Here is a 25,376-nt window from a genome sequence, read left to right on the forward strand (position 1 = left end):
CGATCTTATAGATTTTTATCATAAAGATGGCAAAGAAATTTTTAACATCATCTTGGATGAAGCAGAAAATGGATTACATCCATTATGGCAAAAGGAGCTATTTAACTTAATTATAAAATTATTAGAAAATTTTAAAGATCTTAAATTTTTACTGATACTAACCTCGCATTCGCCTTTTATTATATCTGATATCCCAAATGAAAATATCATATTTTTAAAAGATGGCAAACAAGTCTATCCGGACATAAATACCTTTGGAGCCAATATCCATACTTTATTGGCCAACGCATTTTTTATGAATAATGGACTGATGGGAAATTTTGCAAAAGAAAAAATAGATAATGTCATAAATATACTAAAGAAGCCATGGTTAAATAACGACGAAATAAAGGGTTGTGAGAATATTATATCACTCATTGGTGAGCCAATTTTAAAAGCCAAACTTAGGCAGATGCTAAATGATGCACGTATTCATAAAATAGACGAAATTGATATTATAAAAAATGATATAAAGAAACTAGAAAAGCGAATACAGGAACTAGGAGAAAATGATTAAAATAGATATGACAGATAAGGCTAAAAGCGAATTTAAAGGAAATATTCTAGGAAAATTTAAAGCACTTAAAAAGAATTCGGAATTGAAATCATACATAAACAGATTAGAAAAACAGTTGAAAGAAATAAAACTTTCAGAATTTGACAATGTTATCACCTTAGAAAGCTTGATAACTATGGACTTTAATAAATTAAAGATCATAAAAAAATATATAGATGAAAAAAATATAACATTTGACAAAGATATAGATCTCTATGAAGAATTTATAAATCGTAGAATTAGAATAGAGCATATAAAGAATCTGAATATATCGGTATGTCCATACTGCAATAGAAACTACATAGTAAATTTTGAGGTGCAGGGCAATCAAATAATTTCAACTGCAGAATTAGATCACTTCTTTCCAAAAAGCGAATACCCCTGTTTTGCTATATCCATTTATAATCTAGTTCCATGTTGCCACACTTGCAATCATATAAAATCAAACAAGAACATAAATATTTGCTCCCCTTTTGATACATCGATTAATGATAAAATCCTATTTAAATATACTCCTAAAAATTCAGATTATCTCTATAGCGAAGAGGATTTTAAACTAGAATGTGACACTTTGGAACAGTCGGACGAAAATGAAATCAAAAATACTCTTGAGCTATTTCACATTATTAGTATATATCAAAAACATAAAGACCTTATATTAGAACTCATACAAAAATCTCAAATTTATACGGAAAGCTATATTGACGAGCTTTTGCAAAATTACCAAGGGAAGGTCTTTAATAACCGAGAAGATTTACTAAGACTTATAATTGGAGTTTATGTAGATGAAAAAGACATCAACAAAAGACCATTAAGTAAACTTTTAATAGATATAAGTAAAAGCTTGGGCTTACTGTATTAGCAGCGAGAAATTCCGCTGCTAAACTTCAACTCACTACTCCCCGCTTAGATACTCTTGTAGCGTTTTAACTTCAAGCGCAGATTCGTCCTTTATCGAGCAGATCGAGCGCGTAGCCGCGATCGCCGCCTTCATCGTCGTAAAATACGGCAGTCTAAAGCGCAGCACGCTCTGGCGGATCTTCGCGGCGTCGGTAGAGTTTGATTTACTATCGCTGGTATTGATGACGAGCGAAATTTCGCCGTTTTTGAGCTTGTCCTCGATATTTGGACGACCCTCGCTGATTTTATAGACAAACTCGCACTCTACGCCGTTTTCTCCCAGCAGCTTGTGAGTGCCGCTCGTAGCGGCGATACTAAAGCCTGCGCCCGTAAGAGCGCGCGCAAGCTCTACGGCTCGCAGCTTGTCGTGATCCGCGAGCGACAAAAATACCTTGCCGCCGCTTGGAAGCGCGTTGCTCGCGCCGATTTGCGATTTAGCAAAGCTCTTGGCAAAGCTCTCGCCGATACCCATCACCTCGCCGGTGCTTTTCATCTCAGGCCCCAGGATCAGATCCGCGCCCGCAAGCTTGTTGAAAGGAAAGACGCTCTCTTTTACGCAGATATGGTTTTTAATACGCGGTTTTAAAATTCCCTTCTCTTCGACCAGCACGCCGAACTCGTCGTAAAATTTCAAAGCCTCGCGCAAGCCTCCTTGCCACATTACGCGGGTAGCGACCTTAGCCATCGGAATTCCGCTCGCCTTGCTGACAAACGGCACGGTGCGGCTCGCGCGCGGATTTACCTCGATAATATAAAGCTCGTTTTCAAAAATCGCGAATTGAATGTTCATAAGCCCCACGACGCCGAGATTTAACGCGATCTCTTTGGTTTGGCGACTTACCAGATCTATCATCTCCGCGCTTAGACTAAGCGGCGGCAAAATGCTTGCGCTATCACCGCTGTGAATGCCTGCCTCTTCGATATGCTCCATTATCGCGCCGATATACACGTCGCGTCCGTCGCAGATCGCATCGACGTCAAGCTCGGTCGCGTCAAGTAAAAATTTATCTATAAGTACCGGCGAATGGTCGCTCACGCGCACCGCCTCGCTCATATACTGCCTAAGCTCGGCTTCGCTATGTACGCGCCGCATCGCACGACCGCCGAGCACGTAGCTAGGGCGCACGAGCACCGGATAGCCGATCGCAGCGGCCTTTTCGATCGCTTCGGCTTCGCTTACGGCGGTATCGTTTTTCGGCTGTTTGACGCCGATACTTGCGATGAACTCGCTAAATTTCTTGCGATCCTCCGCCACGTCTATCGTGCGTGCGCTCGTGCCGATGATCTTGGCCCCCACGGTGCTTAGGCGCTTGGCGAGCTTTAGCGGCGTTTGGCCGCCGAAATGCACGATCACGCCGTCGGGGCTTTCAGCCTCGATGACCGCTCTAACGTGCTCAAAATCGATCGGCTCAAAGTATAAAATATCGCTCGTGTCGTAGTCGGTGCTGACGGTTTCTGGGTTACAGTTATACATTATCGTGGTGATGCCCATATCGCGCAGAGCGTAGCTAGCGTGCACGCAGCAGTAGTCAAACTCGATGCCCTGCCCGATGCGGTTCGGACCACCGCCGATGATGAGGACCTTTTTATTATCTTTTGAAATTTTGCGGCTTGCGATGGCGGGCGTTATGTTGGTGCTGGAGTACAGATACGGAGTGAGCGCTGCGAACTCGCCCGCACAGGTATCTACTTCGTTGTATTCAAGGTCGATGCCCTGCCTGGCGCAGGCAAAATGGATATCGTTTTGCGTAAGGCCCAGATTGTCTTTTTTGTTGATCAAATTTGCGATCATCTTATCGCTAAAGCCCCAGCTCTTGGCCTGTCTCAAAAGCGCCGCATCGTTGATGATCTCCATATCGATGCGCTCTTCAAATTTTACGATCTGCTCGATCTGGCTCAAAAACCAGCGATCGATCTTGCTAAGCTCGTAAATTTGATCCACGCTCATGCCCGCTCTAAAACCCTGAGCGATGTATAAAGCTCTATCTTGCTGCGCGTTGCGAAGCCCGAAGATGAGATCTTTTTCGCTTAAATTTAGCTCTACGAAGCCGAAGTAGCCCTTCTCCAGCGAGCACAGCGCCTTTTGAATGCTCTCTTTAAAGCTGCGCCCGATCGCCATCACCTCGCCGATACTTTTCATCGCAGTGCCGAGATGCGGGTTTGCGCCGGGGAATTTTTCAAACGCAAAGCGCGGAATTTTAGTCACGATATAATCGATCACCGGCTCAAAGCTTGCAGGCGTGCCGGTGATGTCGTTTTTGATCTCATCCAGGCTAAAGCCTACCGCCAGCATCGTAGCGACCTTGGCGATCGGATAGCCCGTGGCTTTGGACGCGAGAGCCGAGCTGCGGCTTACGCGCGGGTTCATCTCGATGACGATCATCCGCCCCGTTTGCGGATTTACCGCAAACTGCACGTTACTGCCGCCCGTATCCACGCCGATCTCGCGTAAAATTTTAAAGCTTGCGTTGCGCATCGCCTGGTATTCTTTATCGGTAAGCGTCAGAGCGGGCGCAACCGTGATGCTATCGCCCGTATGCACCCCCATCGGGTCGAAATTTTCGATCGAGCAGACGATGATGCAGTTGTCCTTATGGTCGCGGATCACCTCCATTTCAAACTCTTTCCATCCAAGAAGGCTCTCTTCGATCAAAATTTCATTTATCGGGCTCACGTCTAGCCCGTTTTGCGCGACCTCTTTAAACTCGTCGATATTGTACGCCACGCCGCTACCTGCGCCGCCTAGGGTGTAGCTAGCGCGGATAATGAGCGGAAAGCCGATCTCATTTGCAGCAGCCATCGCCTCTTCGATATTGTAGGCGTATTTGGATTTAGGCAGATCCATTCCGATCTTAATCATCGCCTCTTTAAATTTTACTCTATCCTCGCCCTTTTTTATCGCTTCAGGCTTGGCGCCTAGAAATTTCACCCCCGCTAGCTCGCCGCTTTCGTAAGCCTGCATCGCGACGTTTAGCGCGACCTGTCCGCCCATCGTAGGCAGGATCGCATCGACGCCCTCGCGCTTTATGATACGCAAAATGCTTTCTTTGGTGATCGGCTCGATATAGGTAGCGTCGGCGAAATCAGGATCGGTCATAATGGTGGCAGGGTTAGAATTTATTAGCACTACGCGATATCCGAGGCTCTTTAGCGTCTTGGCAGCCTGCGTGCCGCTGTAATCGAACTCGCACGCCTGACCGATTACGATCGGACCGCTGCCGATCAGTAAAATCGTCTTAATATCATCTCTTTTGGGCATCAATTTTCCTTTGTAACGACATACAAAAACGCCGGCATCTCGGAGCTCACGTAGGGCTCTACGACGGCGCTTTTGTATAGCTTCCCGCTTTGAATTTCTTTAACCTTTCCTACCGGCACGCCGGCAAAAAAAATCCCGTCCTTGCCGCTGGTAAGCACCTCATCGCCTACCTTGGGATCGAGCCATTGTGGGATGTATCTGACTACGAGCTCGTTATTTTCGCCGCCTGCGACGCCAGGAATTTGAGCGTCACCTATGAAAACGGAGAAATTGCTCTTTTCGTCGCGCTGTAAGATCGCAAGCGGGCGCCCGTCTTTATTTACTAAAATTCCTGCGGTCTTGCCCTCACTGATGAGGCCGTAAATTTTGTTTGGGTTAAAATTTTCAAAATTTACAAAGAATTTGTTGTAGTCGTTTAGATTCGCGTAGCTTAGCGCCTTTACGAGCTGGACTTTGGGCTCATAAATAGAGCTATTTTTATCGATCAAAATTTTATTCAGCTCGCCCGCGAACGTGCTAAGCAGCATCGCCGATTTTTTTAGCTTGGCGTTTTCTTCTCGTAGAGCTTTGATCGTCTCTGCCTGGTTAAAATGCTCGTTCACGGCGCTTTTTACCCGATCGCTCACGCTGTAATAAACCTCTAAAATTCCTCCTGCAAATCCGATAAATTTACCGTGGATATACGAGCCGAACGTTAACGAAACGGCTACCAGCAAAACCGCGACGAGGAGGAGTTTGAGATTAGTCATTTGCCGCTTGTTTTAGCGATTTGATCTCTTCTAGGGCTTTTCCTGTGCCGTTTGCGACGCACAGTAGCGGCTCGTCCGCGACAAAAACCGGAAGCTTTACGGTGTCACTTAGATATTTATCTAATCCGCGAATAAGCGCGCCGCCGCCCGTTAGCACGACGCCGTTTTCGACGATGTCGGCGGCAACTTCGGGCTGAATGCTCTCTAGCACAAATTTTAACGCATCGGCAATCTCTCTGATCGAGTCTTTAATCGCCTCTCTAACGTCCTCGCTCGTAAGATCGACCGAGCTTAAAAGCCCGCTGATCTGGTCTTTTCCTTTGACCGTGTATGTAAGATCTTTTTGCTGCTGCACCGCCGTACCGATCTTTATCTTAATCTCCTCGGCGGCACGCTCCGAAATAAGCAGGCTATATTTTTCTTTGACGTAATTAACGATGCTTGCGTCGATCTTATCGCCCGCGACGCGAACGGATTTGGCGCTGATGATACCGCCTAGCGAGATGACGCCGATCTCGGTGGTACCGCCGCCAATATCCACGACCAGCGAGCCGCGCGCTTCATTGACCGGAAGGCCCGCTCCGATCGCCGCAGCCATCGGCTCTTCGATTAGATAAACCTCGCGTGCACCCGCTATCATCGCGCTTTCGCGCACGGCTTTACGTTCGACCTGAGTTAGCCCGTAAGGAACCGAGATGATGATGCGCGGACTTACGAAAAAACGGCGCTTGTGGGTCTTTTCGATAAAATACCTAATCATCTTCTCCGTCATATCAAAATCCGCGATAACGCCGTCCTTCATCGGGCGCACCGCTTCGATATCGCCCGGAGTGCGCCCGAGCATCTCTTTAGCTTCGGCGCCCACGGCGATGATCCTTTGCTTGCCGTAGCGCTCGTTTTGTACCGCGACGACGCTCGGCTCGTTGATGATGATGCCTTTATCTTTTAGCAGCACAAGCGTGTTTGCCGTGCCTAGATCGATGCCCATATCCCTAGAAAATAATCCTAGAATCGAATCAAGTAACATTTATCCCCTTTATGCAGTTAAATTTTGTTTTACAAGTATAGGCTTAGAGACGCCGTCTACGACCTCTTTGGAGATGATGACGTCATAGCCCTTAAGCTCAGGCAGATCAAACATAATATCGATCATAATCTCCTCGATTATGCTGCGAAGTCCGCGTGCGCCCGTTTTGCGCTTGATCGCAAGGCTCGCGACCTCCCTTAGCGCGTCGTCGTCAAATTTTAAATTTGCGCCGTCTATCGCAAAGAGCTTTTGATATTGTTTTAAGATCGCGTTTTTCGGCTCTGTTAAAATTCTAACCATAGCCTTTTCGTCGATCTCATTTAGCGTAGCCACTACATGCAAGCGCCCAATGAGCTCGGGAATTATGCCGTAATGCACCAAATCGTCGGCCTCGACCATGTTTAGCAAATTTAAGCTCTCTTTCTTGCTGCGCTTGGTTTGATTAAACCCGAGCACGTTCTGCCCGATGCGGCGGTTGATGATCTCGTTTAGCCCGTCGAACGCGCCGCCGCAGACGAATAGGATATTAGTAGTATCGATCTGTATGAAGTCCTGATTTGGATGCTTGCGACCGCCCTTTGGAGGGATATTTACGACGCTTCCTTCGATGATTTTAAGTAGCGCTTGCTGTACCCCTTCGCCGCTTACGTCGCGCGTGATGCTGCGGTTTTCGCTCATTCGCGCGATCTTATCGATCTCGTCTACGAATACGATACCGCGCTGCGCCTTCTCTACGTCGCCATCCGCAGCCTGTAAAAGGCGAGTGAGGATATTTTCTACGTCCTCACCTACGTAGCCCGCTTCCGTTAGGCTCGTAGCGTCGCTAATGGCGATCGGCACGTCCAAAAATCGCGCTAAAGTCTGCGCCATAAGCGTCTTGCCGCTGCCGGTAGGCCCGATAAGCAAGATATTTGATTTTGAAATTTCTGTATCGTCGCCCTTCGCGTCGGTCTGCCTGAAAATTCTTTTATAGTGGTTGTAAACGCCGACGCTAAAAATTTTCTTAGCGCGCTCCTGGCCGATAACGTAGCGGTTGAGAACCTCCATCAGCGCCTTTGGCTTGATAGCCTCGAAATCGATCTCTTTATTTTGATTTTGTATCGCCTCATTTTGACCCTCGCTGCCGTGGATAGCGGCGTATGCCATATCGATACAATAGCTGCAGATAGCCGCCGTACCGTCGTCATTAGGATAGATACGACGCCCGTCCGCGCCCGTCTCACCGCAAAAACTGCACTTGTTTGCCATTAAATTTTACCCTTATCTAGCGGAATTCCGCGTTTTGTATTGATTATAAACTCGCACATCTTGCGCACGTTTTGATCGCTCGTTTCGTTTAATAAAATCTGCGCCTGCTCCTTTAAGCCCCCACCCTGGTTGAATAAAAATTTATACGCTCGATTTATCGTCTCGACCGTCTCTTTATCGAAGCGGCGGCGGATGCCCGTTAAATTTAATCCGCGGATATAGGCGCGATTCCCCTCGGCTAGGCAAAACGGCACCACGTCCTGACTAAGCGCGCTAGCCCCTGCGATCATGCAGCTCTCGCCGATTTGGACGAATTGATGCACGGGGGTAAGCCCGCCGATAACGGCATAATCGCCCATTACGACGTGACCTGCGAGCGTGGCGTTATTGGCTAAGATTATGTTGCTTCCCAGCACGCAATCGTGCGCGATATGGCAATACGCCATCATAAAGAGATTATCACCGATGCGCGTAAATCCGTCGCCCTTATGCGAGCCCGAGCTGATCGTGCAAAACTCGTGAATCGTAGCGTTTTTGCCGATGACTAACCCCGTGCGCTCGCCATCTTCAAAGCTCATATCTTGCGGAATTTCGCCCACGATCGCGTATGAAAAAATTTTAGAGCCCTCGCCGATTTGCGTATCGCCGATGATGCGCGCGCCCTGCTTGATCGTGCAGCCGTCGCCGATTTTAGCCTGCGCGCTTACGAAAGCATACGGCTCGATCACAACCTCGGCTCCGATCTGCGCGCCGTCCTCGATGATCGCCGTGTGGTGAACTTTAGCCATCATTTATCCATTATCATCGCTTGAAGTTCAGCCTGCGCGGCCAGCGTGGCGCCATCGTTGATGTAGGCTTGGCCCTTTAACACCCAGATGCGTCCGCGGTGTTTGATTACGCTGATGCGATACTCAAGCTTGTCGCCTGGGCGAACCGGGTTTCTAAATTTAGCGTTATCGATACTCATAAAATACACGACTTTGTCGCTTAGATCGACGCCGTCTTTCTCCATACTCTTAAACGCCAGCACGCCGCCCGCCTGCGCTAAGCCCTCGATTATCATTACGCCAGGATAGATCGGATGACCAGGAAAGTGGCCTTGGAAAATCTGCTCGCCGTAGGTTACGTTTTTATAGGCCTTGATGCTTTCGCCTATACTGAGCTCTTCGACGCGATCTATCAGCAAAAACGGGAAGCGATGGGGTAGGATGGAGAGAATTTCGTTTATGTCTATCATTATCTGCCTTTATTTAAAAATCTTGCAATTTTATCAAATTCTTACTAAAATTTCCCTAACGTCTAAAAATATGCGTGAGAGCCCGTAAATTTGAACTTTGGCGGCTCTTATCTCGTCCGTGACGATGATCGGTGAGAGCGAACCCGCAGCGCACAGGGCGGCGCGAGCTTTATTTTGGAGCGCTAGGCTCGGCGGGTTTTTTAGCATTTCGGATACGCTTTTGAAATTTGATCTTGAAATTTCGTTAAATTTCGCCAGGCTTAAAATTTTAATCTCGCCCTTATCGCTGCAAAAAATTTCGCACTCCCGCTCTATGCTAAACTTCACGTTTTCGCGCGTAAAATGCGAGCCAAATAGCACAAACGAGGGCACTACACACCCGTCAAATTTAATCCATGCGCGCAGCAGGCGGTAATTTAAAAACCGATCGCGCAGCACGCTAAATTTAACTCCTTTTCTTTCGAGCGAGCAAAGCTTTTTGTAAAATTTCAACTTCTCCTCTACCGAAGCGGGCAGGATTTGCCGATCGATAGACGACATTAGCTCGTAAATTTCGGCGTCGCAAGTTAAATTTCGCTTCAAATCCGCCGCCAAACTTCCGCCGAAATCCCGCTCGGTCTTTCGCTGATCATTCCGCTGTGCCGCGAGAGCATAGATACAGCCGCAGTAGTTTTGATGATACAGCGCATCCTTTTTCGCAAGCGCAAACTGCTCGTTCGTGCCGCCGTTTTTACGAAAATCGGGCGCGATAAACTCTAGCCCGTAGCGCTCGCAAATGCGCTGCAGCGAGCCGCAAAGCTGAGCGTGCGATTTTTTGGGGCTCATAAGAAGAGTCGTAGTGATTTTGCGCTCGCCTAGACTTAGCGCGAGCTCGGCCGTTTTTTGCATGCGAAAATCAAAGCAAAACTCGCAGCGCGCACCCTTTTCGGGCTCGTTTTCAAGCCCGCGCGCACCCTGTAGCCAGCCCTGAAAATCATACTCGCCCGGGATAAATTTAATCCCCAAATTCTCGCAAACCCGCTTTGCGTCGTGCATTCTAAGAACATATTCGCCGTAAGGGTGGATGTTTGGATCGTAGAAATAGCCTATTAGCGGCTCTTGCGCAAGCTCTTTTAAGCGGAGTAAAAAATAATCGCAATCGACCGAACAGCAGATGTGAACCAGCAAATTTTAACCCTTTGCACGAAATTTTTGGATATAATTTTACGCTATCAAAATTAATGAGCGGAAAAATGAAAAATTTTTTTATGAAACACTGGCGTAAGTTTGCTTTCGGCGTAGGTGGATTTGCGCTGTTTTACGTGCTTGCGGGCTTTTTCGGCGTGCCGCTTTTTATCGAAAAGGCGCTGCCTAAAATTTTAGAAGGCAGAGCAAGCTTTAGCGTGCAGGATGCTAAATTTAACCCCTTTACCTACGAGCTAAACGTCACAAAGCCGGAGCTTAGCACCTTTAAGCCGCTGTTTAGCGCCGATGAGATAAATTTAAAAATCGGTTTTTCAAAGCTTTTTAAAAAGACTCTCGCGGTAGAAATTTTGCACCTAAAATCGCCTAAATTCCACGTCGAGCGCGAGCAAAACGGCACCTTCAATTTCGAGCCGCTAATTTCGGAGCAAAAGAGCGAAAGCAAGGATGAAAACTCGAGCTTCAACGTCACGCTGAATAATTTTAAGATCGAGCGCGGCTCTCTGGGCTACGTCGATAACTCCCTGAAAAGGCCGTTTTCGCTCATCTCGACCGAGCTAAATTATGAGATCAACGGCTTAAGCTTAAAAGACGAAACGATCGGCGAGCACGATCTAAGCGCGGTTTCGCGCACATACGACTCGCTGAGCTTCGATGGAGCCATCGATCTGGCGCCGCTGCGCTTGCACGGCAAAATAGATCTTAAACGGCTGAAAATCGATCCGTTTTGGCTATCATACCTCGATCCTAGCGGCGTGCGGCTTAAGAACGGCTTTCTTTCCGCTACGCTGAATTACCGATTGAGCCTTGATGAAAATATAAAATTTGCGCTTGAAAACTCAAAGCTCGAGCTTGAGAGCTTAGAAATTTTGCAAGATCAAAGCTTAATTTCTCTAGGCTCTCTAAAAATCCCGAGCTTTAGCCTAAATACGGATGTTTCGGATGAAATTTCAGGCGCAGTAGCGATCCCGCAAGTGCTAGTTTCGGACGCAAAATACGATATGAACGAAACTAAAATTTCCACGGGCTTTGAGGGGGCACAGGTCGCGGATTTTGCGCTGGATTTTAATAAAACGGGCTCGAACTTGCGGCTAAACTCCGCCGTAAAAAGCGTAGATCTAAACCGCTCAAGCTTTGCAAACCAGCTAATTTCGGTCGTCTCAAACGATACTAAAATCACGGAAAATTTCTTAAAATTTAACGCCGAAGGTAACGATACAGCCCTTCATACGGGCTTTGGCGCCTTTAATATCGCAGATACGCAGATTACGCTAGCGCGCAGCGATAAAATTTCACTCGCCGCAACCGAGCTGGGCGCGTTTAACTACGACAAAGAGGGCGCGCAAAACGGCGCAAGTCTGAAGTTTGCTAAAATTTCAAACTCCAAAATCGCAAATAAAAACGGAATTTTTAGCGGATTTGAAAGCTTCGGCGTGCAGGAAGTGAAATTTAACGTCGCGGATCTAAATCTGGGCGTGGATAAAATTTTGCTAAACGCGCCGTTTTTCAACTCGGAAGTGGGCGTTAACGGCGCCAAAAGCATAAACGATCTGGCGATCTTAAGCGCAATCTCTAAAGATCACGCGAGCTTTAAAAAAACGGCGAGCGCGGGCGACACAAACCCGGCGGATGTAAACTCTACGGCAAGCGGCGCAAATTCGGATTCTAAAAAGCCCGCCAAACGCCCCGCTTTAAAATTTAAGATCGGCGAGGCCTCCGTAACGGGCGCAAAGGCTAAGATCGGCGAGAGCTTTATCGTTAAAAACAACGTGCACGAGATCAAGGATTTTAGCGCCACGCTAAGCGGGCTAAGCTCGAATTTCGCCGAGCCCTTCGGCATCAAAGCAAATCTCATCACCGACGAGATCACGGCTAACGCGGACGGCAAGGCTAGCATCGCGCCACTTAACGTAGGCGTGAGCTTCAGCCTAAATGCGCCGAACTTGGGCGTCTTTAACAAATATGCGGCAGAATTTATCGCAGGCTCCATCGCCGGCGAGCTCGCTACGCAAGGGCAGCTGAAGCTTTCAAACGCCTTCTCGCTCGAAGCAAAGCTATCGGGCAAGGGCTTGGCGCTAAGCTCGGGCAGGGATAAAATTTTCTCCCTCGCGTCGCTGAATGTCGCGCAAATCGCGCTAAGCCCAAACTCTCTCACGCTAAACAAGATCGCTCTTGGCTCGCCTGCGGCAAATATCTCGTTAAATAAAGACAGGCGTTTAAATTTGCTCTCGCTGATAAAGCCCGCCGCGCAGGCAAAACAGGCCGCAAAGCCGGCGGAGGCGGCGCCTAGAAGATCCGCAAAAAGCGCGTCAAACTTTGCATGGAGCGTAAAAAATATCTCGCTTAGCGGCGGAAGTTTAAATTTTACCGACGAGAGCATGGCGGCGCCCTTTAAACTGCGCATCAGCGATATGAAAGCAAGCATCAGCGAGATCAGCCCGAAGCGAGCTGCGGATATCAAATTTAGCTCGCTCGTAAGCGGAAGTGGGCTGGCAAGCATCACGGCGCGCGCCTATCCGCTGGATTTTAAACGCAAAAGCGATATAAACGTCGTTTTAAAGGAGATTCCGCTTGCGCCCGCATCGCCCTATACCGCCAAATATATCGGCAATGAAATCGCAGGCGGCAAGTTAAATTTAAAACTTGTCTACAAAATCGATGACGGTAAGCTGAATGCAAGCAACGATCTAAATTTGGACCGCTTCGAGCTTGGCAAAGAGGTAGCGAGCAAGGATGCGCTGAGCCTTCCGATCGGGCTAGCGGTATCGATCCTAAAGGACAGCGACGATCAGATCGATATTAACCTGCCTCTAAGCGGAACGCTGAGCGATCCGAAATTTAGCTACGGCGCGCTCGTTTGGGGCGCAATCAAAAAGCTGCTCTCGGACATCGTGCTAAGTCCGTTTAGATTTATGGGAAAGATCGCAGGCGTGGATACGAAAAAGCTGGAAAGTATCGATTTTGAGGCGGCAAGCAGCGAAATTTTAATCAGTGAAAGCTCTAAAATCGATGATTTAGCCAAGGTCGCAAAAGCTAAGCCCGATCTTAAGATCATTCTAAACTCTGCGTATAACGAAAAGCTCGATACTCACGAGTTCCAAAGGCGTTCGCTGCAAAACACCCTCACGCTGATGTCCAATAAACAAGGGCTCTCCACGGATGAAGCCATAGCGGTGCTTAAGATCAAATACGGCATCAAAGCTAGCGGCGATGAGGCGATGGAGGAGCTGATAAGCGCGCAGAAATTTACCCGCTCCCGTCTTGATGAGTTAGCCCTTGCTAGGGCTGCCGCCGTGCAATCGGCACTCGTGCAGCGCGGCGTAAGCGCCTCTCGTATAGAGATCGAAAACCCGAGCGAAGCGGAGCTTAAACAAAACAGCTTCATCCCGCTAAGTCTTGGCGTAGAGAGGTAGTGTAAGCAAAATTTGGCTATACTAAGCGGACTAAATTTAAAGGATGAGCGATGATAAATATAGGAATTCACGGCGGAAGCGGCAAAATGGGCACGATGATCTACGAATGCCTGAAAAATTTCGATCAGGCACGAGCAAGCGTGATCTACACGATCGCGCCGCTTGATTATACGCCGAGCTGCGCCGCAAGCCGCAGCTACGACGAGCTTTTTAGCGGCTGCGATGTCGTGATAGACTTCACGATCCGAGACGGCGCAATAAGCTTAATGAAATTTGCGCTTTCGCACCCAAAGCCGCTTTGCATCGGTACGACGGCTCTGGGCGATGAGGGCGAGCGGCTACTGCGCGAATGCGGCGCGAAGATGCCCGTGCTGCACGCTACGAATATGAGTCTGGGCGTCGCGGTGCTAAACAAGCTCGTAGCGCTTGCCAGCAGGAGTTTGCGCGATTTTGACTGCGAAATTTTAGAGATGCACCACCGCCACAAAAAAGACGCCCCGAGCGGCACGGCGATGAGCCTTGCGGAAAGTGCCGCAAGCGCGCGCGGGCTAAGCTTGAAAGACGTGCGCGTAAGCGGTCGCGACGGACTTATCGGCGAGCGGGGCAAGGACGAGATCGCCGTGATGTCGCTACGCGGCGGCGATATAGTCGGGCGCCACACTGTGGGATTTTACGGCGATGGCGAGTTCATCGAGCTAAATCATACGGCGACTTCGCGCGCGACCTTTGCCAGAGGCGCGATAAAGGCAGCGGTATGGCTTGCGTCCCAAAATAGCGGGCTTTACGGCATCGACGACTGCTTAGGAATCTAGCGTTTGCGGCTAAATTTAAGAGGAAAAAATGCTAACCAAAGATGAAATTTTAAATTTTTTGCGCGAGCTAAAACCCGAGCTTGAAAGCTTTGGAATTTGCAAAGTCGGGCTATTCGGCAGCTACGCCAAAGGTAGAGCAAATATCGCCGAGGGGTTTAAAATTTCAGCCGATATGTTAGATAAAGCGCCGGCAAAATGCCGGATGGCAAGCCGTCAATGATAAAACAAAATATAGATAAATTTCTAAAAAATAAAATTTAAGAGGTTAGAAAATGTGCGCAATCGTGGGAGTCATAAATTCCGAAGGTGCGGCTAAAACCGCGTATTACGGGCTTTTTGCCATGCAGCACCGCGGCCAGGAGGCAAGCGGCATCAGCTCGAGCTTCAACCATCACATCAAAACGATCAAAGCCACGGGGCTCGTGACGGAGGTTTTTAGCCCCGCAAGCTTTGAAATTTTAAAGGGCAACATCGCGATCGGCCACAACCGCTACGGCACCGCGGGCGCAGACAGTCTAAAGGACGCACAGCCCGTTGCGGGCAACTACGCTCTTGGGGAGATCTCTATCGTTCATAACGGAAATTTGATCAATAAAGACGAAATCCGCCACAAGCTCGTAAGCGAGGGGGCGATCTTTCAGTCCGGCATGGACACCGAAAACATACTGCACCTCATCGCCCGTAGCAAGCAGGAGCATCTAAAAGACCGCATCGTCGGAGCTCTGAATCAGTGCGTGGGCGCGTATTCGCTTCTGATCCTAAGCCGCTCGAAGATGTTTGCCGTGCGCGATCGCTACGGCGTGCGTCCGCTCAGCATCGGCAGGCTTAAAGACGGCGGCTACATCGTCGCGAGCGAGACCTGCGCGTTTGATCTCGTAGGAGCCGAGTTCATCCGCGACGTGAAGCCCGGCGAGATGGTGATCTTCGAAGAGGGCAAGGATGAGTTTAGCTCGGTTCAAATTTTAAAAGCCGCGGAGGCTAGAATTTGTGCGTTTGAATACATCTACTTCGCGCGCCCAGACAGCGTCGTAGAGGGCAAAAACGTATACGAGGTCAGAAAAAAGCTGGGCGCGGCGCTCGCGCGAAAATGCGGGGGTTTAAAAGCTGATTTCGTCGTGCCCGTGCCCGATAGCGGCGTGCCGGCGGCGCTAGGTTTCGCGCAAGAGAGCAAAATCCCCTTTGAGATGGCAATCGTGCGCAACCACTACATCGGCCGCACTTTCATCGAGCCGACGCAAGAGGTGCGAAATTTAAAGGTCAAACTCAAGTTAAATCCGATCGGCGCGGCACTGCACGGCAAGAGCGTCGCGGTGATCGACGACAGCATCGTGCGCGGCACCACGAGCAAAAAGATCGTCGAGCTTCTGCGCCATGCGGGCGCAGCGCACGTGCATATGTGCATCGCAAGCCCCGAGCTAAAGTATCCCGAGCGCTACGGTATCGACACGCCGAGCGTGCGCGAGCTGATCGCCGCGAATATGAGCACGGATGAAATTTGCAAATTTATAGGTGCCGACAGCCTCACGTTTCTTAGCGTGCCTGAGCTCGTAGAGGCGCTTGGGGGCGAGCGCAAGTACTCGCTCGTAAGCTTCGACGGCGATTATTTCATCAAAGATTAGCAAATTTAAAGGAGCAAACTATGACAAAATTTAAGATTAAGCGCGTCTATGAGAGCGCGGAGGAAGAGGATGGTTTTCGCGTGCTTTGCGATAGGCTGTGGCCGCGCGGCGTAAAAAAAGACGCGCTGGAGCTTGATATGTGGGCAAAAGACATAACGCCTAGCACCGAAATACGTAAGCTTTTCGCGCATAAGCCTGAGAATTTCGCCCATTTTAAGGAGCTTTACTTAGCTGAGCTTGAGCAAAATCCCGCCGTAGCTGAATTTTTAAAAAAGGTTAAAAACGAGCCGGTCGTCACATTGCTATACGCTGCGAAAGACGAGCACTGCAACCACGCGATGATTCTGCGCGATTTTCTGCAAAGCAAGGTGCGCTGAAATTTTGCGCTCAAAGCGCACCGCTCGCCATAATTTTAAAGCAAATGTAAAATCGCCTCGCTCACCAAAATCCACTCATAAAACCGATACGCGAGGCATAGAATTCAGTGAACAAGGCTTAAGCGGAGTGCTTTTAAAACCTTACCAGACGCGATTTGAGATAAATTTTCTATCCGGATGTACACTTCGCAGATGCACAAAACAAACGCTAAATTTTGCACCAGAACTCTAAAAAACGCAGAATTTTATAAAAAGCGAACAAAATTTCAAGGAAAATAACTCGATTTAATATGCAAATTTAGAATTTCATCTATTTTTTAACGCTATTTTTCATAATGCAAGCTAGGAATTTAAAAAGTGGGCTTAATACAAATTCGCAACAAATCAAATTAATTTCTTACACGCAGCATTTTTAAATTTCATTTAAGGATTTACCGCTAACATTGCTCGTAATTTTTTACAAGGAGAAACAATGGCAATCAGTGCTAGAAATCAGCTTCACGTCGTAATCAGCGACGTAAAAATAGGTGCGGTAAATTCGCTAATCACAGCTAAAACCAGAGGCGGCGACGTGCTAAAAGCAACCGTTACGGTCGATTCTGAAAAAACTTTGGATTTAAAAGCAGGCAAAGAGGCGGTATTTTTATTCAAAGCCCCGAATGTCATCATTTCAAAGGGAGAAAATGATCTTCGCTTAAGTGCTGCAAATCAACTAAAAGGCAAAATCACCGCCGTTAAAGAGGGCGCAATTAATGCTGAAATCGATGTCAGAACCGCAGGCGGCGAAAATTTAAGCGCGATCGTCACAAACAGCTCCGTTAAAAATTTGGCGCTAGCAGTCGGCGACGAAGTAACTGCGATCATAAAAGCTACTCAAATCATCGTCGGCGTAAAATAATCCTGCATTGCGCGAAACGATGTGCACGCTTTAAACATCACAAAATCAAGGAGCGAAATTTTATAAATTCTGCTCCTTCTTCAAAAATCTCTTTTGATAAATCAAATTTCGCAGCAGCTCAAATAGCGCCGTAAGCGGTCTTTTCTCTCATGCGCGCAGATGCGCCCCGTGCGACATCCAGCCCCAATCACACCAAGAGCGGTCTTGCCCTATTTTGCCGCAGTGCGAATTTTGCGCAGGCTTTGCATCCATTCATCACGCAAGCCCACTCACGCGAGATATTTATGAAACGCAAACTCGCTCTTGCCCCGCTCGCTCGCTTATAACGATGTACTTTCATATTTTTCGCGCTCGTGACACGCCGCCGCTTTGCGTAGTAGCGACCGATCACCACACTTTTACAGCGGCAGGCTCGGCATATCTTTTCGCGGCGGCGGTACGATGTTTTGCAAAATACTACGCGATGCGGTAAATTTTAAAATTTAAACTCTACAAGCGCGACAGAGACCGCTTCGCAAAAACCCACACCCGATCCAAAAAGATCACGACACACACTTTGCCCCCTACTTTGCCACTTGCTACGAAATTTAACCGCTCTTGCGCAAATAAACACGATGAGTTTTACGCCGATGACTTCGAGCCGAACGCCATTCGTGCCTCCATAGATGACAACATCAGCTAGCCGATGTGCACCTTTTAAATACGCTTGTACCTTGCAAGCAATCAACACTAGCTACGACGAGTGCACGCACGTATTAGTCGAGCCATCCATAGCGTGTTTCGATCCACTTTGAGCTTTTGTCGATCGGTTTGTTAAAAGCGGCAGTTTCGCGGCTAAAATTCGCCCTCGTAAAATTTCGGCTCGTAGCCGCGGGTAGCGGGCATTTGCTTTGCTAAATTTGATACTCGCCGGGGCTTAGTTCGCCTCGTAAAAGTTTGCCGAAGCGTGCAGCCGCGGCATCTACGGCATCGTCGCCAAACTCTCCAGGCTCAAACCCACTGCTAATAAACGGTACGGCAAACTCCATCTCGCAGTAGTTTGCCGCGATCTTAAGCGGCGTTAAAATTTCATCCATGCTAAAGCCGATCGCGCCTTGTTTGGAGTACTCGCTAAGCGGGGTGCTGATGCTTAGCGCAAGCTGCAAGACCTTGCCCTTAAGCGCGCCGGAGCCCACCAGCTCGTGCGAAAAGACGATGTCGATATAAGCTTTTAGCATAGGCGGCACGTTTAGCCAGTACATCGGGTACAAAAATACGATGCGATCCGCGCCGCGTAGCGCGTCTTGCTCTGTGCGAGCGTCGATGCGCGCAGTGTCGGTGCCGTAAAGTCCCTCCAAATGACGCACCTCTACGCCGGCAGAGGCCTTTGCGACCTGCGATAGGGCTTTGTTTACGCGCGAGGCGGCGAAATTGGGATGCGATAAGATCACGAGCGTTTTCATCTTATTTCCTTTGTTAAAATTTGCAGAATCATATCGTTAAAAAGCTAAAAGTAGATTAAGAGGGGTTGTAAAAATGAAGAGTTATTTTGCTTGTGAGGAACCTGGATTTGCGTGGCACAATAGATACGAGGCGCTCTCGTACCATACTGCCTCAAGGCATGTGCAACAAAATGTTTTTACGCGTGCCGCAAAGCAAGCCCCTAGCCCGCTCTTGTCTGGAACGATCTCACTTGCGATCCACCCGATGCGCGCGCAGCTGCGGCGCGGGGCAAAATTTCATCCAAGCAAGGATAAATTTATGAAAAAAGATTAAAATTTAGCCGCAACTCGGGCTACAAGCCCGAAAATTTCAAAAAAAAGGACACGATATGCAGAGAAAAACACAGATCGAAGGCGAGTTTAGCGCAGAGGATCGCGAGCGCAAAATCACGCTGCAAGCAGGAGATGCGGCGCCCGCTTTTACGCTACAAAACGCCGACGGAGCGAGCGTCGCGCTAAAGGACTTCGCAGGCAAGAGGGTCGCGCTGTATTTTTACCCCAAGGATAACACCCCAGGCTGCACGACCGAAGCGTGCGAATTTAGCGCCGCGTACGATGATTTCATCGCCGCAGACTGCGTGATCGTAGGCATCAGCCCCGACAGCGCCAAATCCCACGCGGGCTTCATCGCCAAGCAAAGCCTAAAGCACATCCTGCTGAGCGATCCGCAGCACGAGGTAGCCAAGCTATACGGCGCGTGGCAGGTGCGCAAAAACTACGGGCGCGAGTATCTGGGCATCGTGCGCTCGACCTTTTTGATCGGTGCGGACGGCAAAATTTTAAAGGTCTATAAAAGCGTCAAGGCAAAGGATCACGCGGCAAAGGTGCTTGCAGATCTGCTAGCTGCGGGGAAATAAAGCGCCAAGCCAGCGTTTTGAAATAGAGCTCCGGCGTATTTTGCACTAAGCTTTAATTATAAAATTTATGCACTGGAATTTGCTATGGAATTTCGGCGTCAAATTTAGGCGCCGAAGCTTCGGCATTAAAATTCGGTCTTGAAATTTTGCCTTAGAATTCCGCCGCTAATTTGAAAATAAAATTTCAAAGCGGAGCTCTAAGTGCGATTTTAGCGGCAAATTTTATCGCCCCAAAATAAAATTTTAAAGGAAAAATATAAAAACTTAATCATTCTAGCTCACCCCGACATCGAAAATTCGCTCATAAACAAGCGGTTTTTGAAAGAGGCCGCCGCGCAAAGCTTCTAGGAGCTTATCGCTTTTTCCTAGCCGCACTCACGGATAAAAGCGCCGCGAAATATCCGCTTTCTTGCTTTGCGTAGCGGCATGCGATACGAGCAAAGCTGTACTGCGAGCACAAGTAAAACAACGGCGGGGTGCGGTAAATTTTAGCCTCGCATAAAATCCGCGTCGCGGATCATATCGGAGAGTAAAATTTCGCTCGATGTTTAAAGCAAAGCGCGGAAAAAACGGCGCCGCAAATTATACGAGCCAAAGACCAGCCCGATGATTTGCAATAAAATTTTAAGTTTAAATTTTACACGTTTGCGCAAAGGCTTCGGCGCCTCCGAACAAGCCTCGTCCGCAGAAATTTTGATCTAAAATTTGAGTAGCCCGTCCTCGTCAAATTTAAAACCGGGCCCCCAAGCCACCTCCCAGTAGTATCCGTCAGGATCGGCAAAATATGCGTGGTATCCGCCCCAAAACGTATCTTGAGGCTCCTTGACGATGGTTCCGCCCGCCTTTTTTACTAGCTCTATGACGCTAGCTACGTCCTCTTTGTTTTTTACGTTATACGCTAGCGTGATGCCGCAAAATCCGCTGCCCTTGGGCGGATCGTTTTCACTGGTATCTCGCGCCAGCGCGTCCAGTGGATAGAGCTCAAATTTGGTCCCCGGCGTATCAAAAAAGCATACCGGCGGGTCGTCGTCTTTACAATCCGTCTTAAACCCTAGGCCGTCTCTGTAAAATTTCAGCGCCCTTTGCATGCTTCGCACGCCTAGGCAGATGCAGGTTATTTTATTCATTTTTGCCTCCATAAATTTTAACGTATCTATTTTGGTTTCTTATGCCGTAGTCAAACCTGCGCTCAAACAAGCCGTCGTCGCGATAGCCGAGCGCGCCGTCTGAACTTTTTAATCGCCGATCATTAAAATTCTAAATTTCGTCCTAGGCTCGGCGTTAAATTTTAAAATTTAAACCGCCCTTGATCTAGCCCGCAAGCTAGCTCAAAGCCCACTCCTTACGGCTCAAACGAGCAGGCTTTTAGGTTTCCGCCCGCTAAGCCCTTTTTAAACCACTCTTTGCGCTGCGCCGAGGTGCCGTGCGTGAAGGAATCGGGCACGACGCGGCCGCTAAATTTACGTTGCAACGTATCGTCGCCGATCGCGCTAGCAGCATTTAGCGCCTCGTCGATGTCGCCAGCTTCAAGTACGCGCCCGGCTTTTGCTAGATAATGCGCCCAGACCCCAGCGTAGCAGTCCGCCTGTAGCTCGACTTTGACCTGAAGCGCGTTTTGCTCAGCTTCGCTGCGAGCACGCCTTTTAAGAGCATTGATCTGCTCTAGCGTGCCGATTAAATTTTGAACGTGATGCCCCACTTCGTGCGCGATGACATAGGCCTGCGCGAAGTCTCCGCCCGCTTTGTATTTGTTTGCAAGCTCGTCAAAAAAGCCGAGATCGAGATAAATTTTATGGTCTCTCGGACAATAAAAAGGTCCCGTCTGCGCGCTTGCAAAGCCGCAGCCGCTTGCGATCTGATCGCGGAAGAGCCGAAGTCCGGGCTCCTCGTAGTGCGCGCCGGCACTTTTAAATATCTCGCCCCAAACGTCCTCGGTTTGGGCTAGCACCGCCGAGACGAAGGCGAGCTTTTCTTGCTCCTGCGGGCTGTCCGTCGGCTCTCTCTGCGTGCTAGCGCCCCCGTCTAAAAGCGCCAAAGGGTTGTAACCCATAAAATACGCCACCACGCCGATTACAAGCACTATGCGCCCGATCTTTGAGCCGAGCAAAAACCTGATGATCGGGATCAGCATCCCAAGCGAGCCGGAGCTCGTGCGCATGCTGCTTGCGCGGTCATCCTCCACGTTTGAGCTTCGCCTGCCATCTTGCCATTTCATGTTTTTCCTTTAAAATTTTTGAGCCATTATACTAAAATTTTAAAAAGAGCGCCGCCTTGCTTTTGTAAAATACTTCGCGCGTAGCGAAATAAATCTGAAATTTTGCTTATTTTAAATTTCTTTTAAGCTGTTTAAAATTTTAAATTCTATATAATCGCCCTTTTTAAATTTAAAAGAAAGGAGAATTTGTGGCAAAAGACGACGTCATAGAGATCGACGGCAACGTCATAGAAGCGCTGCCGAACGCGACTTTTAAGGTCGAGCTGGACAACAAACACGTGATTTTATGCCATATCGCGGGCAAGATGCGGATGCACTACATCAAGATAATGCCGGGCGATCGCGTAAAAGTCGAGCTGACCCCTTACAGCCTCGATAAAGGCAGGATCACCTACCGCTATAAGTAAGGATAAAGTTAAATTTAGATATACTCGCGATTTTGCGACTAAACTGTAGGAAGAAGTGTTTTCAAAATCCCCACTATTTTGAAAACAGTTGGTTTGATACTTTCGCTTTTGAAATTTCATTAAACCTAGGTGCAGTTTGCATTTAAAGTGGAGAAAATTTTAGGAGAGTGGAATGAAAGTTCGTCCATCCGTTAAGAAAATGTGCGACAAATGTAAAATTGTCAAGCGCAAAGGTGTTGTTCACGTTATTTGTGAAAATCCAAAACATAAACAAAGACAAGGATAAGTTATGGCTCGTATCGCAGGTGTAGATCTACCAAAGAAAAAAAGGATTGAATACGGACTAACTTATATCTACGGTATAGGTTTATTTACGTCGAGAAAAATTCTCGATGCGGCAGGAATTTCTTACGATAAAAGAGTCGCCGATCTGAGCGAAGATGAAGCCGCCGCTATCAGAAAAGAGATCCAAGAGCACTATATGGTCGAAGGCGATCTTCGCAAACAAGTGGCTATGGATATAAAAGCGCTTATGGACTTGGGCGGCTATCGCGGCTTAAGACACAGAAAGGGCCTTCCGGTTCGCGGTCAAAAAACAAAAACGAACGCCAGAACCAGAAAAGGCAAACGCAAAACTGTCGGCGCGGCAGCTAAATAAGGATTGAGATATGGCACAAAAAAAAGTAGTTAAGAAAAAAACCGTCAGAAAAAATATCGCCAAAGGCATAGTTTACATTTCCGCTACGTTTAACAACACTATGATTACCGTAACGGACGAGATGGGCAACGCGATCGCGTGGAGCAGTGCGGGCGCTTTAAATTTTAAAGGCAGCAAAAAATCCACCCCTTATGCGGCGCAGCAAGCCGTCGAGGACGCGCTAAACAAAGCCAAAGAGCACGGCATCAAAGAGGTAGGCGTCAAGGTTCAGGGTCCGGGAAGCGGACGCGAAACCGCCGTTAAAAGCGTAGGTAGCGTAGAAGGGATTAAAGTTACATATTTCAAAGATATCACTCCTCTTGCGCACAACGGTTGCAGACCGCCTAAACGACGTCGCGTGTAATTATAAAAGGAGAAATTTATGGCTAGATATACAGGACCGGTTGAAAAATTAGAAAGAAGGCTCGGCGTCGATCTATTTATGAAAGGCGAGAGAAGGCTTGCGGGCAAGAGCGCACTTTTAAAACGCCCTTACGCTCCGGGTCAACATGGACAAAGACGCGCTAAACTAAGCGAATACGGTTCACAGCTTCGCGAGAAACAAAAGGCTAAATTTATGTACGGCGTAAGCGAGAAGCAGTTCCGCAGGCTATTTGCCGAAGCGGCTCGCAGAGAGGGTAACACCGGAGCGATTTTGGTTCAGCTTTTAGAGCAGAGGCTAGATAACGTCGTTTACCGCATGGGCTTTGCTACGACTAGACGATTTGCGCGCCAGCTCGTTACGCACGGACATATCTTGGTAGACGGCAAGCGCGTCGATATCCCTTCGTACTCCGTTCGCGCGGGACAAAAGATCGAAGTGATCGAAAAGAGCAAAAATAACCCGCAAATTTCAAGAGCATTGGATCTTACTGCACAGACCGGTATCGTAGCATGGGTAGACGTAGAAAAAGAGAAAAGATACGGAATTTTTTCTAGAGTTCCGGAGAGAGAAGAAGTTGTTATTCCTGTAGAGGAAAGATTTATCGTAGAGCTTTACTCAAAATAGTAGGTGCTAATATGAGAAAAATCACAACATCAGCTCATATGCCAACTGAAATAAAGGTTGAGAATGTCAGCGAAAATGTTGCTAAAATCATAGCATATCCCTTTGAAACGGGATATGCCGTCACTCTAGCTCATCCTTTACGAAGGTTACTTTATACGAGCACGGTCGGTTTCGCGCCGACTGCGGTTAAAATCGAAGGCGTAAGCCACGAATTCGACAGCATGCGCGGTATGCTCGAGGATATGGCGGCTTTTATCATAAATTTAAAGGGCTTAAGGTTTAAAATTAAGGGCGATTCCCTACGCGAGGTCGTAGAATACAGCTTTAAAGGACCTAAAGAAATTTACGGCAGCGACCTAAATAACGACGCTGTAGAGATCGTAAATCCAAGCGCTTATCTGGCTACGATAAACGAGGATGCCGATCTTAAATTTACGCTCATCATCGAAAAGGGCATCGGCTACGTTCCAAGCGAAGAGATCAGAGAAAATTTAGACGCTGATTTCATCGCGTTGGATGCGTTTTTTACCCCGGTAACTAAGGCCGTTTACGACATCGAAAACGTATTTGTAGAGGACAATCCCGACTACGAAAAGGTGGTCTTTACGATCACTACCGACGGCCAGATCAGCGCGATAGATGCGTTTAAAAACGCGCTTGAAGCAATGTATCAGCAGCTGGCGGTTTTCAAAGGTATCGTAAATATCAGCGCTGCGGACACTTTCGGTAGAGCGATTCCCGCAAATTCCGAGTTTGCAAAGCTTTTCGAGAGCGTTAGCAATCTAAGCTTAAGCGCGCGAAGCTTTAACTGCCTGGATCGCGCGGATATTAGATTTATCGGCGAGCTAGCGATTATGGAAGAGAGCGAGCTTAAAGACCTTAAAAATTTAGGCAAAAAATCGCTCGAGGAGATCAAAGCCGTTATGGAGGAGATCGGTTATCCTATCGGCAACCAAGAGCTCGGCGATAAAAAAGAGCAGCTAAAACGCAAGCTTGACGAGCTGAAGGCTCAAAGACAAAAGAATGAAGGACAATAAATGAGACATAATCACGGATATAGGAAGCTAGGGCGTACTTCGTCTCACCGTGCCGCCCTGCTTAAAAATTTAACCATCGCTTTAGTTACTAGCGGCAAGATCGAAACTACGCTTCCTAAGGCAAAAGAGCTAAGAAGCTATGCCGAGAAGCTAATCACTCACGCGCGCAAGGGCGACAGCGAGGCGCATAGATTTGTTTTCGCGGCGCTTCAGGATAAGGCTGCGACAAATAAGCTGGTCACCGAGATCGCTCCAAAATATGCAGGTGCAAACGGCGGCTACACTCGCATCATCAAAACCCGCCTTCGCAAGGGCGACGCCGCAGAGATGGCTTATATCGAGCTAATCAGCAAATAA

Annotated in this window: 28 protein-coding genes; 18 read left to right on the forward strand and 10 right to left on the reverse strand. The window is 48.2% G+C overall.

Going from position 1 to position 25,376, the window contains the following annotated elements; all coding sequences use genetic code 11:
* Positions 1 to 556 (forward strand): AAA family ATPase (locus Q0274_RS00145; protein ID WP_298026452.1); only part of this gene is annotated, 556 nt, incomplete at its 5' end.
* Entirely contained in the window at positions 549 to 1,457 is a 909-nt protein-coding gene (locus tag Q0274_RS00150; protein WP_295152766.1) for an HNH endonuclease, read from the forward strand. The genes Q0274_RS00145 and Q0274_RS00150, both read left to right, overlap by 8 nt.
* 33 nt (positions 1,458 to 1,490) lie before the next feature.
* On the opposite strand, the gene carB is transcribed toward Q0274_RS00150, so the two are convergent.
* From carB to Q0274_RS00185, 7 genes are read right to left on the reverse strand one after another with little or no spacing between them, the layout of a single operon-like run.
* Complete coding sequence (gene carB / locus Q0274_RS00155) at positions 1,491 to 4,754, reverse strand: carbamoyl-phosphate synthase large subunit (protein WP_298026456.1); 3,264 nt, start codon at positions 4,752 to 4,754, stop codon at positions 1,491 to 1,493.
* On the reverse strand, positions 4,754 to 5,503 hold the full coding sequence (mreC, locus tag Q0274_RS00160) for a rod shape-determining protein MreC (protein ID WP_298026459.1): 750 nt from the start codon (positions 5,501 to 5,503) through the stop codon (positions 4,754 to 4,756). The genes carB and mreC overlap by 1 nt, the downstream gene beginning before the upstream one ends.
* On the reverse strand, positions 5,496 to 6,530 hold the full coding sequence (locus Q0274_RS00165) for a rod shape-determining protein (protein WP_005869818.1): 1,035 nt from the start codon (positions 6,528 to 6,530) through the stop codon (positions 5,496 to 5,498). Before Q0274_RS00165 ends, mreC begins: the two co-directional genes overlap by 8 nt.
* 9 nt (positions 6,531 to 6,539) lie before the next feature.
* Complete coding sequence (gene clpX, locus Q0274_RS00170; RefSeq protein ID WP_295152772.1) at positions 6,540 to 7,778, reverse strand: ATP-dependent protease ATP-binding subunit ClpX; 1,239 nt, start codon at positions 7,776 to 7,778, stop codon at positions 6,540 to 6,542.
* On the reverse strand, positions 7,778 to 8,566 hold the full coding sequence (gene lpxA, locus Q0274_RS00175; RefSeq protein WP_298026461.1) for an acyl-ACP--UDP-N-acetylglucosamine O-acyltransferase: 789 nt from the start codon (positions 8,564 to 8,566) through the stop codon (positions 7,778 to 7,780). The genes clpX and lpxA overlap by 1 nt, the downstream gene beginning before the upstream one ends.
* Positions 8,566 to 9,015 carry a 3-hydroxyacyl-ACP dehydratase FabZ gene (gene fabZ / locus Q0274_RS00180; RefSeq protein WP_298026464.1) on the reverse strand — a complete coding sequence of 150 codons (450 nt, stop codon included), beginning with the start codon at positions 9,013 to 9,015 and terminating at the stop codon, positions 8,566 to 8,568. Before fabZ ends, lpxA begins: the two co-directional genes overlap by 1 nt.
* Before the next feature lie 33 nt (positions 9,016 to 9,048).
* Positions 9,049 to 10,182 (reverse strand): epoxyqueuosine reductase QueH, encoded by a 1,134-nt coding sequence (locus Q0274_RS00185; protein WP_298026466.1) that lies wholly within the window; start codon positions 10,180 to 10,182, stop codon positions 9,049 to 9,051.
* 65 nt (positions 10,183 to 10,247) lie between these two features.
* Between Q0274_RS00185 and Q0274_RS00190 the strand changes: the two genes are divergently transcribed.
* From Q0274_RS00190 to Q0274_RS00220, 7 genes are all read left to right on the forward strand, one after another.
* Entirely contained in the window at positions 10,248 to 13,610 is a 3,363-nt protein-coding gene (locus tag Q0274_RS00190; protein ID WP_298026469.1) for a DUF748 domain-containing protein, read from the forward strand.
* A 50-nt stretch (positions 13,611 to 13,660) separates the two neighbouring features.
* Positions 13,661 to 14,422 (forward strand): 4-hydroxy-tetrahydrodipicolinate reductase, encoded by a 762-nt coding sequence (gene dapB / locus Q0274_RS00195; protein WP_298026471.1) that lies wholly within the window; start codon positions 13,661 to 13,663, stop codon positions 14,420 to 14,422.
* 28 nt (positions 14,423 to 14,450) lie between these two features.
* Positions 14,451 to 14,642: a hypothetical protein gene (locus tag Q0274_RS00200; protein WP_298026474.1), complete on the forward strand. Its 192-nt coding sequence runs from the start codon at positions 14,451 to 14,453 to the stop codon at positions 14,640 to 14,642.
* Between the two features lie 52 nt (positions 14,643 to 14,694).
* Positions 14,695 to 16,041: an amidophosphoribosyltransferase gene (gene purF, locus Q0274_RS00205; protein WP_298026477.1), complete on the forward strand. Its 1,347-nt coding sequence runs from the start codon at positions 14,695 to 14,697 to the stop codon at positions 16,039 to 16,041.
* 20 nt (positions 16,042 to 16,061) lie between these two features.
* Positions 16,062 to 16,418, forward strand: a complete 357-nt coding sequence (locus Q0274_RS00210) for a DUF488 domain-containing protein (protein ID WP_298026480.1) — start codon at positions 16,062 to 16,064, stop codon at positions 16,416 to 16,418.
* Between the two features lie 472 nt (positions 16,419 to 16,890).
* A complete protein-coding gene (locus Q0274_RS00215) occupies positions 16,891 to 17,316 on the forward strand; it encodes a molybdopterin-binding protein (RefSeq protein ID WP_298026483.1) in 426 nt (141 codons plus the stop codon).
* A 556-nt stretch (positions 17,317 to 17,872) separates the two neighbouring features.
* On the forward strand, positions 17,873 to 17,998 hold the full coding sequence (locus Q0274_RS00220; RefSeq protein WP_298026485.1) for a hypothetical protein: 126 nt from the start codon (positions 17,873 to 17,875) through the stop codon (positions 17,996 to 17,998).
* A 211-nt stretch (positions 17,999 to 18,209) separates the two neighbouring features.
* Here the strand turns inward: Q0274_RS00220 and Q0274_RS00225 are convergent, their stop codons facing one another.
* Positions 18,210 to 18,758 carry an NAD(P)H-dependent oxidoreductase gene (locus tag Q0274_RS00225; protein WP_298026486.1) on the reverse strand — a complete coding sequence of 183 codons (549 nt, stop codon included), beginning with the start codon at positions 18,756 to 18,758 and terminating at the stop codon, positions 18,210 to 18,212.
* A gap of 73 nt (positions 18,759 to 18,831) precedes the next feature.
* Here Q0274_RS00225 and Q0274_RS00230 point away from each other — a divergent pair, with 73 nt between their 5' ends.
* A complete protein-coding gene (locus Q0274_RS00230; RefSeq protein ID WP_298026489.1) occupies positions 18,832 to 19,071 on the forward strand; it encodes a hypothetical protein in 240 nt (79 codons plus the stop codon).
* Between the two features lie 55 nt (positions 19,072 to 19,126).
* A complete protein-coding gene (bcp, locus tag Q0274_RS00235) occupies positions 19,127 to 19,654 on the forward strand; it encodes a thioredoxin-dependent thiol peroxidase (protein WP_298026492.1) in 528 nt (175 codons plus the stop codon).
* A gap of 698 nt (positions 19,655 to 20,352) precedes the next feature.
* Here bcp and Q0274_RS00240 read toward each other — a convergent pair.
* Both Q0274_RS00240 and Q0274_RS00245 read right to left on the reverse strand, forming a co-directional pair.
* Positions 20,353 to 20,781 carry a VOC family protein gene (locus tag Q0274_RS00240; protein ID WP_298026495.1) on the reverse strand — a complete coding sequence of 143 codons (429 nt, stop codon included), beginning with the start codon at positions 20,779 to 20,781 and terminating at the stop codon, positions 20,353 to 20,355.
* Between the two features lie 215 nt (positions 20,782 to 20,996).
* Entirely contained in the window at positions 20,997 to 21,869 is an 873-nt protein-coding gene (locus tag Q0274_RS00245) for a neutral zinc metallopeptidase (RefSeq protein WP_298026497.1), read from the reverse strand.
* Positions 21,870 to 22,057: 188 nt separating this feature from the next.
* Between Q0274_RS00245 and infA the strand changes: the two genes are divergently transcribed.
* From infA to rplQ, 7 genes are all read left to right on the forward strand, one after another.
* Positions 22,058 to 22,276 carry a translation initiation factor IF-1 gene (gene infA, locus Q0274_RS00250; RefSeq protein WP_005869854.1) on the forward strand — a complete coding sequence of 73 codons (219 nt, stop codon included), beginning with the start codon at positions 22,058 to 22,060 and terminating at the stop codon, positions 22,274 to 22,276.
* Between the two features lie 172 nt (positions 22,277 to 22,448).
* Entirely contained in the window at positions 22,449 to 22,562 is a 114-nt protein-coding gene (rpmJ, locus tag Q0274_RS00255; protein ID WP_005869855.1) for a 50S ribosomal protein L36, read from the forward strand.
* A 3-nt stretch (positions 22,563 to 22,565) separates the two neighbouring features.
* The gene (rpsM, locus tag Q0274_RS00260) at positions 22,566 to 22,934 is read left to right on the forward strand and encodes a 30S ribosomal protein S13 (protein WP_005869856.1); all 369 of its coding nucleotides are present in this window, start codon (positions 22,566 to 22,568) and stop codon (positions 22,932 to 22,934) included.
* 10 nt (positions 22,935 to 22,944) lie between these two features.
* Positions 22,945 to 23,337: a 30S ribosomal protein S11 gene (rpsK, locus tag Q0274_RS00265; protein ID WP_177387174.1), complete on the forward strand. Its 393-nt coding sequence runs from the start codon at positions 22,945 to 22,947 to the stop codon at positions 23,335 to 23,337.
* An 18-nt stretch (positions 23,338 to 23,355) separates the two neighbouring features.
* Entirely contained in the window at positions 23,356 to 23,982 is a 627-nt protein-coding gene (gene rpsD, locus Q0274_RS00270) for a 30S ribosomal protein S4 (protein ID WP_005869858.1), read from the forward strand.
* Between the two features lie 11 nt (positions 23,983 to 23,993).
* Complete coding sequence (locus tag Q0274_RS00275) at positions 23,994 to 25,019, forward strand: DNA-directed RNA polymerase subunit alpha (protein ID WP_177387178.1); 1,026 nt, start codon at positions 23,994 to 23,996, stop codon at positions 25,017 to 25,019.
* The gene (gene rplQ / locus Q0274_RS00280) at positions 25,020 to 25,376 is read left to right on the forward strand and encodes a 50S ribosomal protein L17 (protein ID WP_298026500.1); all 357 of its coding nucleotides are present in this window, start codon (positions 25,020 to 25,022) and stop codon (positions 25,374 to 25,376) included.

The sequence above is a fragment of the uncultured Campylobacter sp. genome (assembly GCF_937973075.1).
In the GTDB taxonomy this organism is placed as follows: domain Bacteria; phylum Campylobacterota; class Campylobacteria; order Campylobacterales; family Campylobacteraceae; genus Campylobacter_B.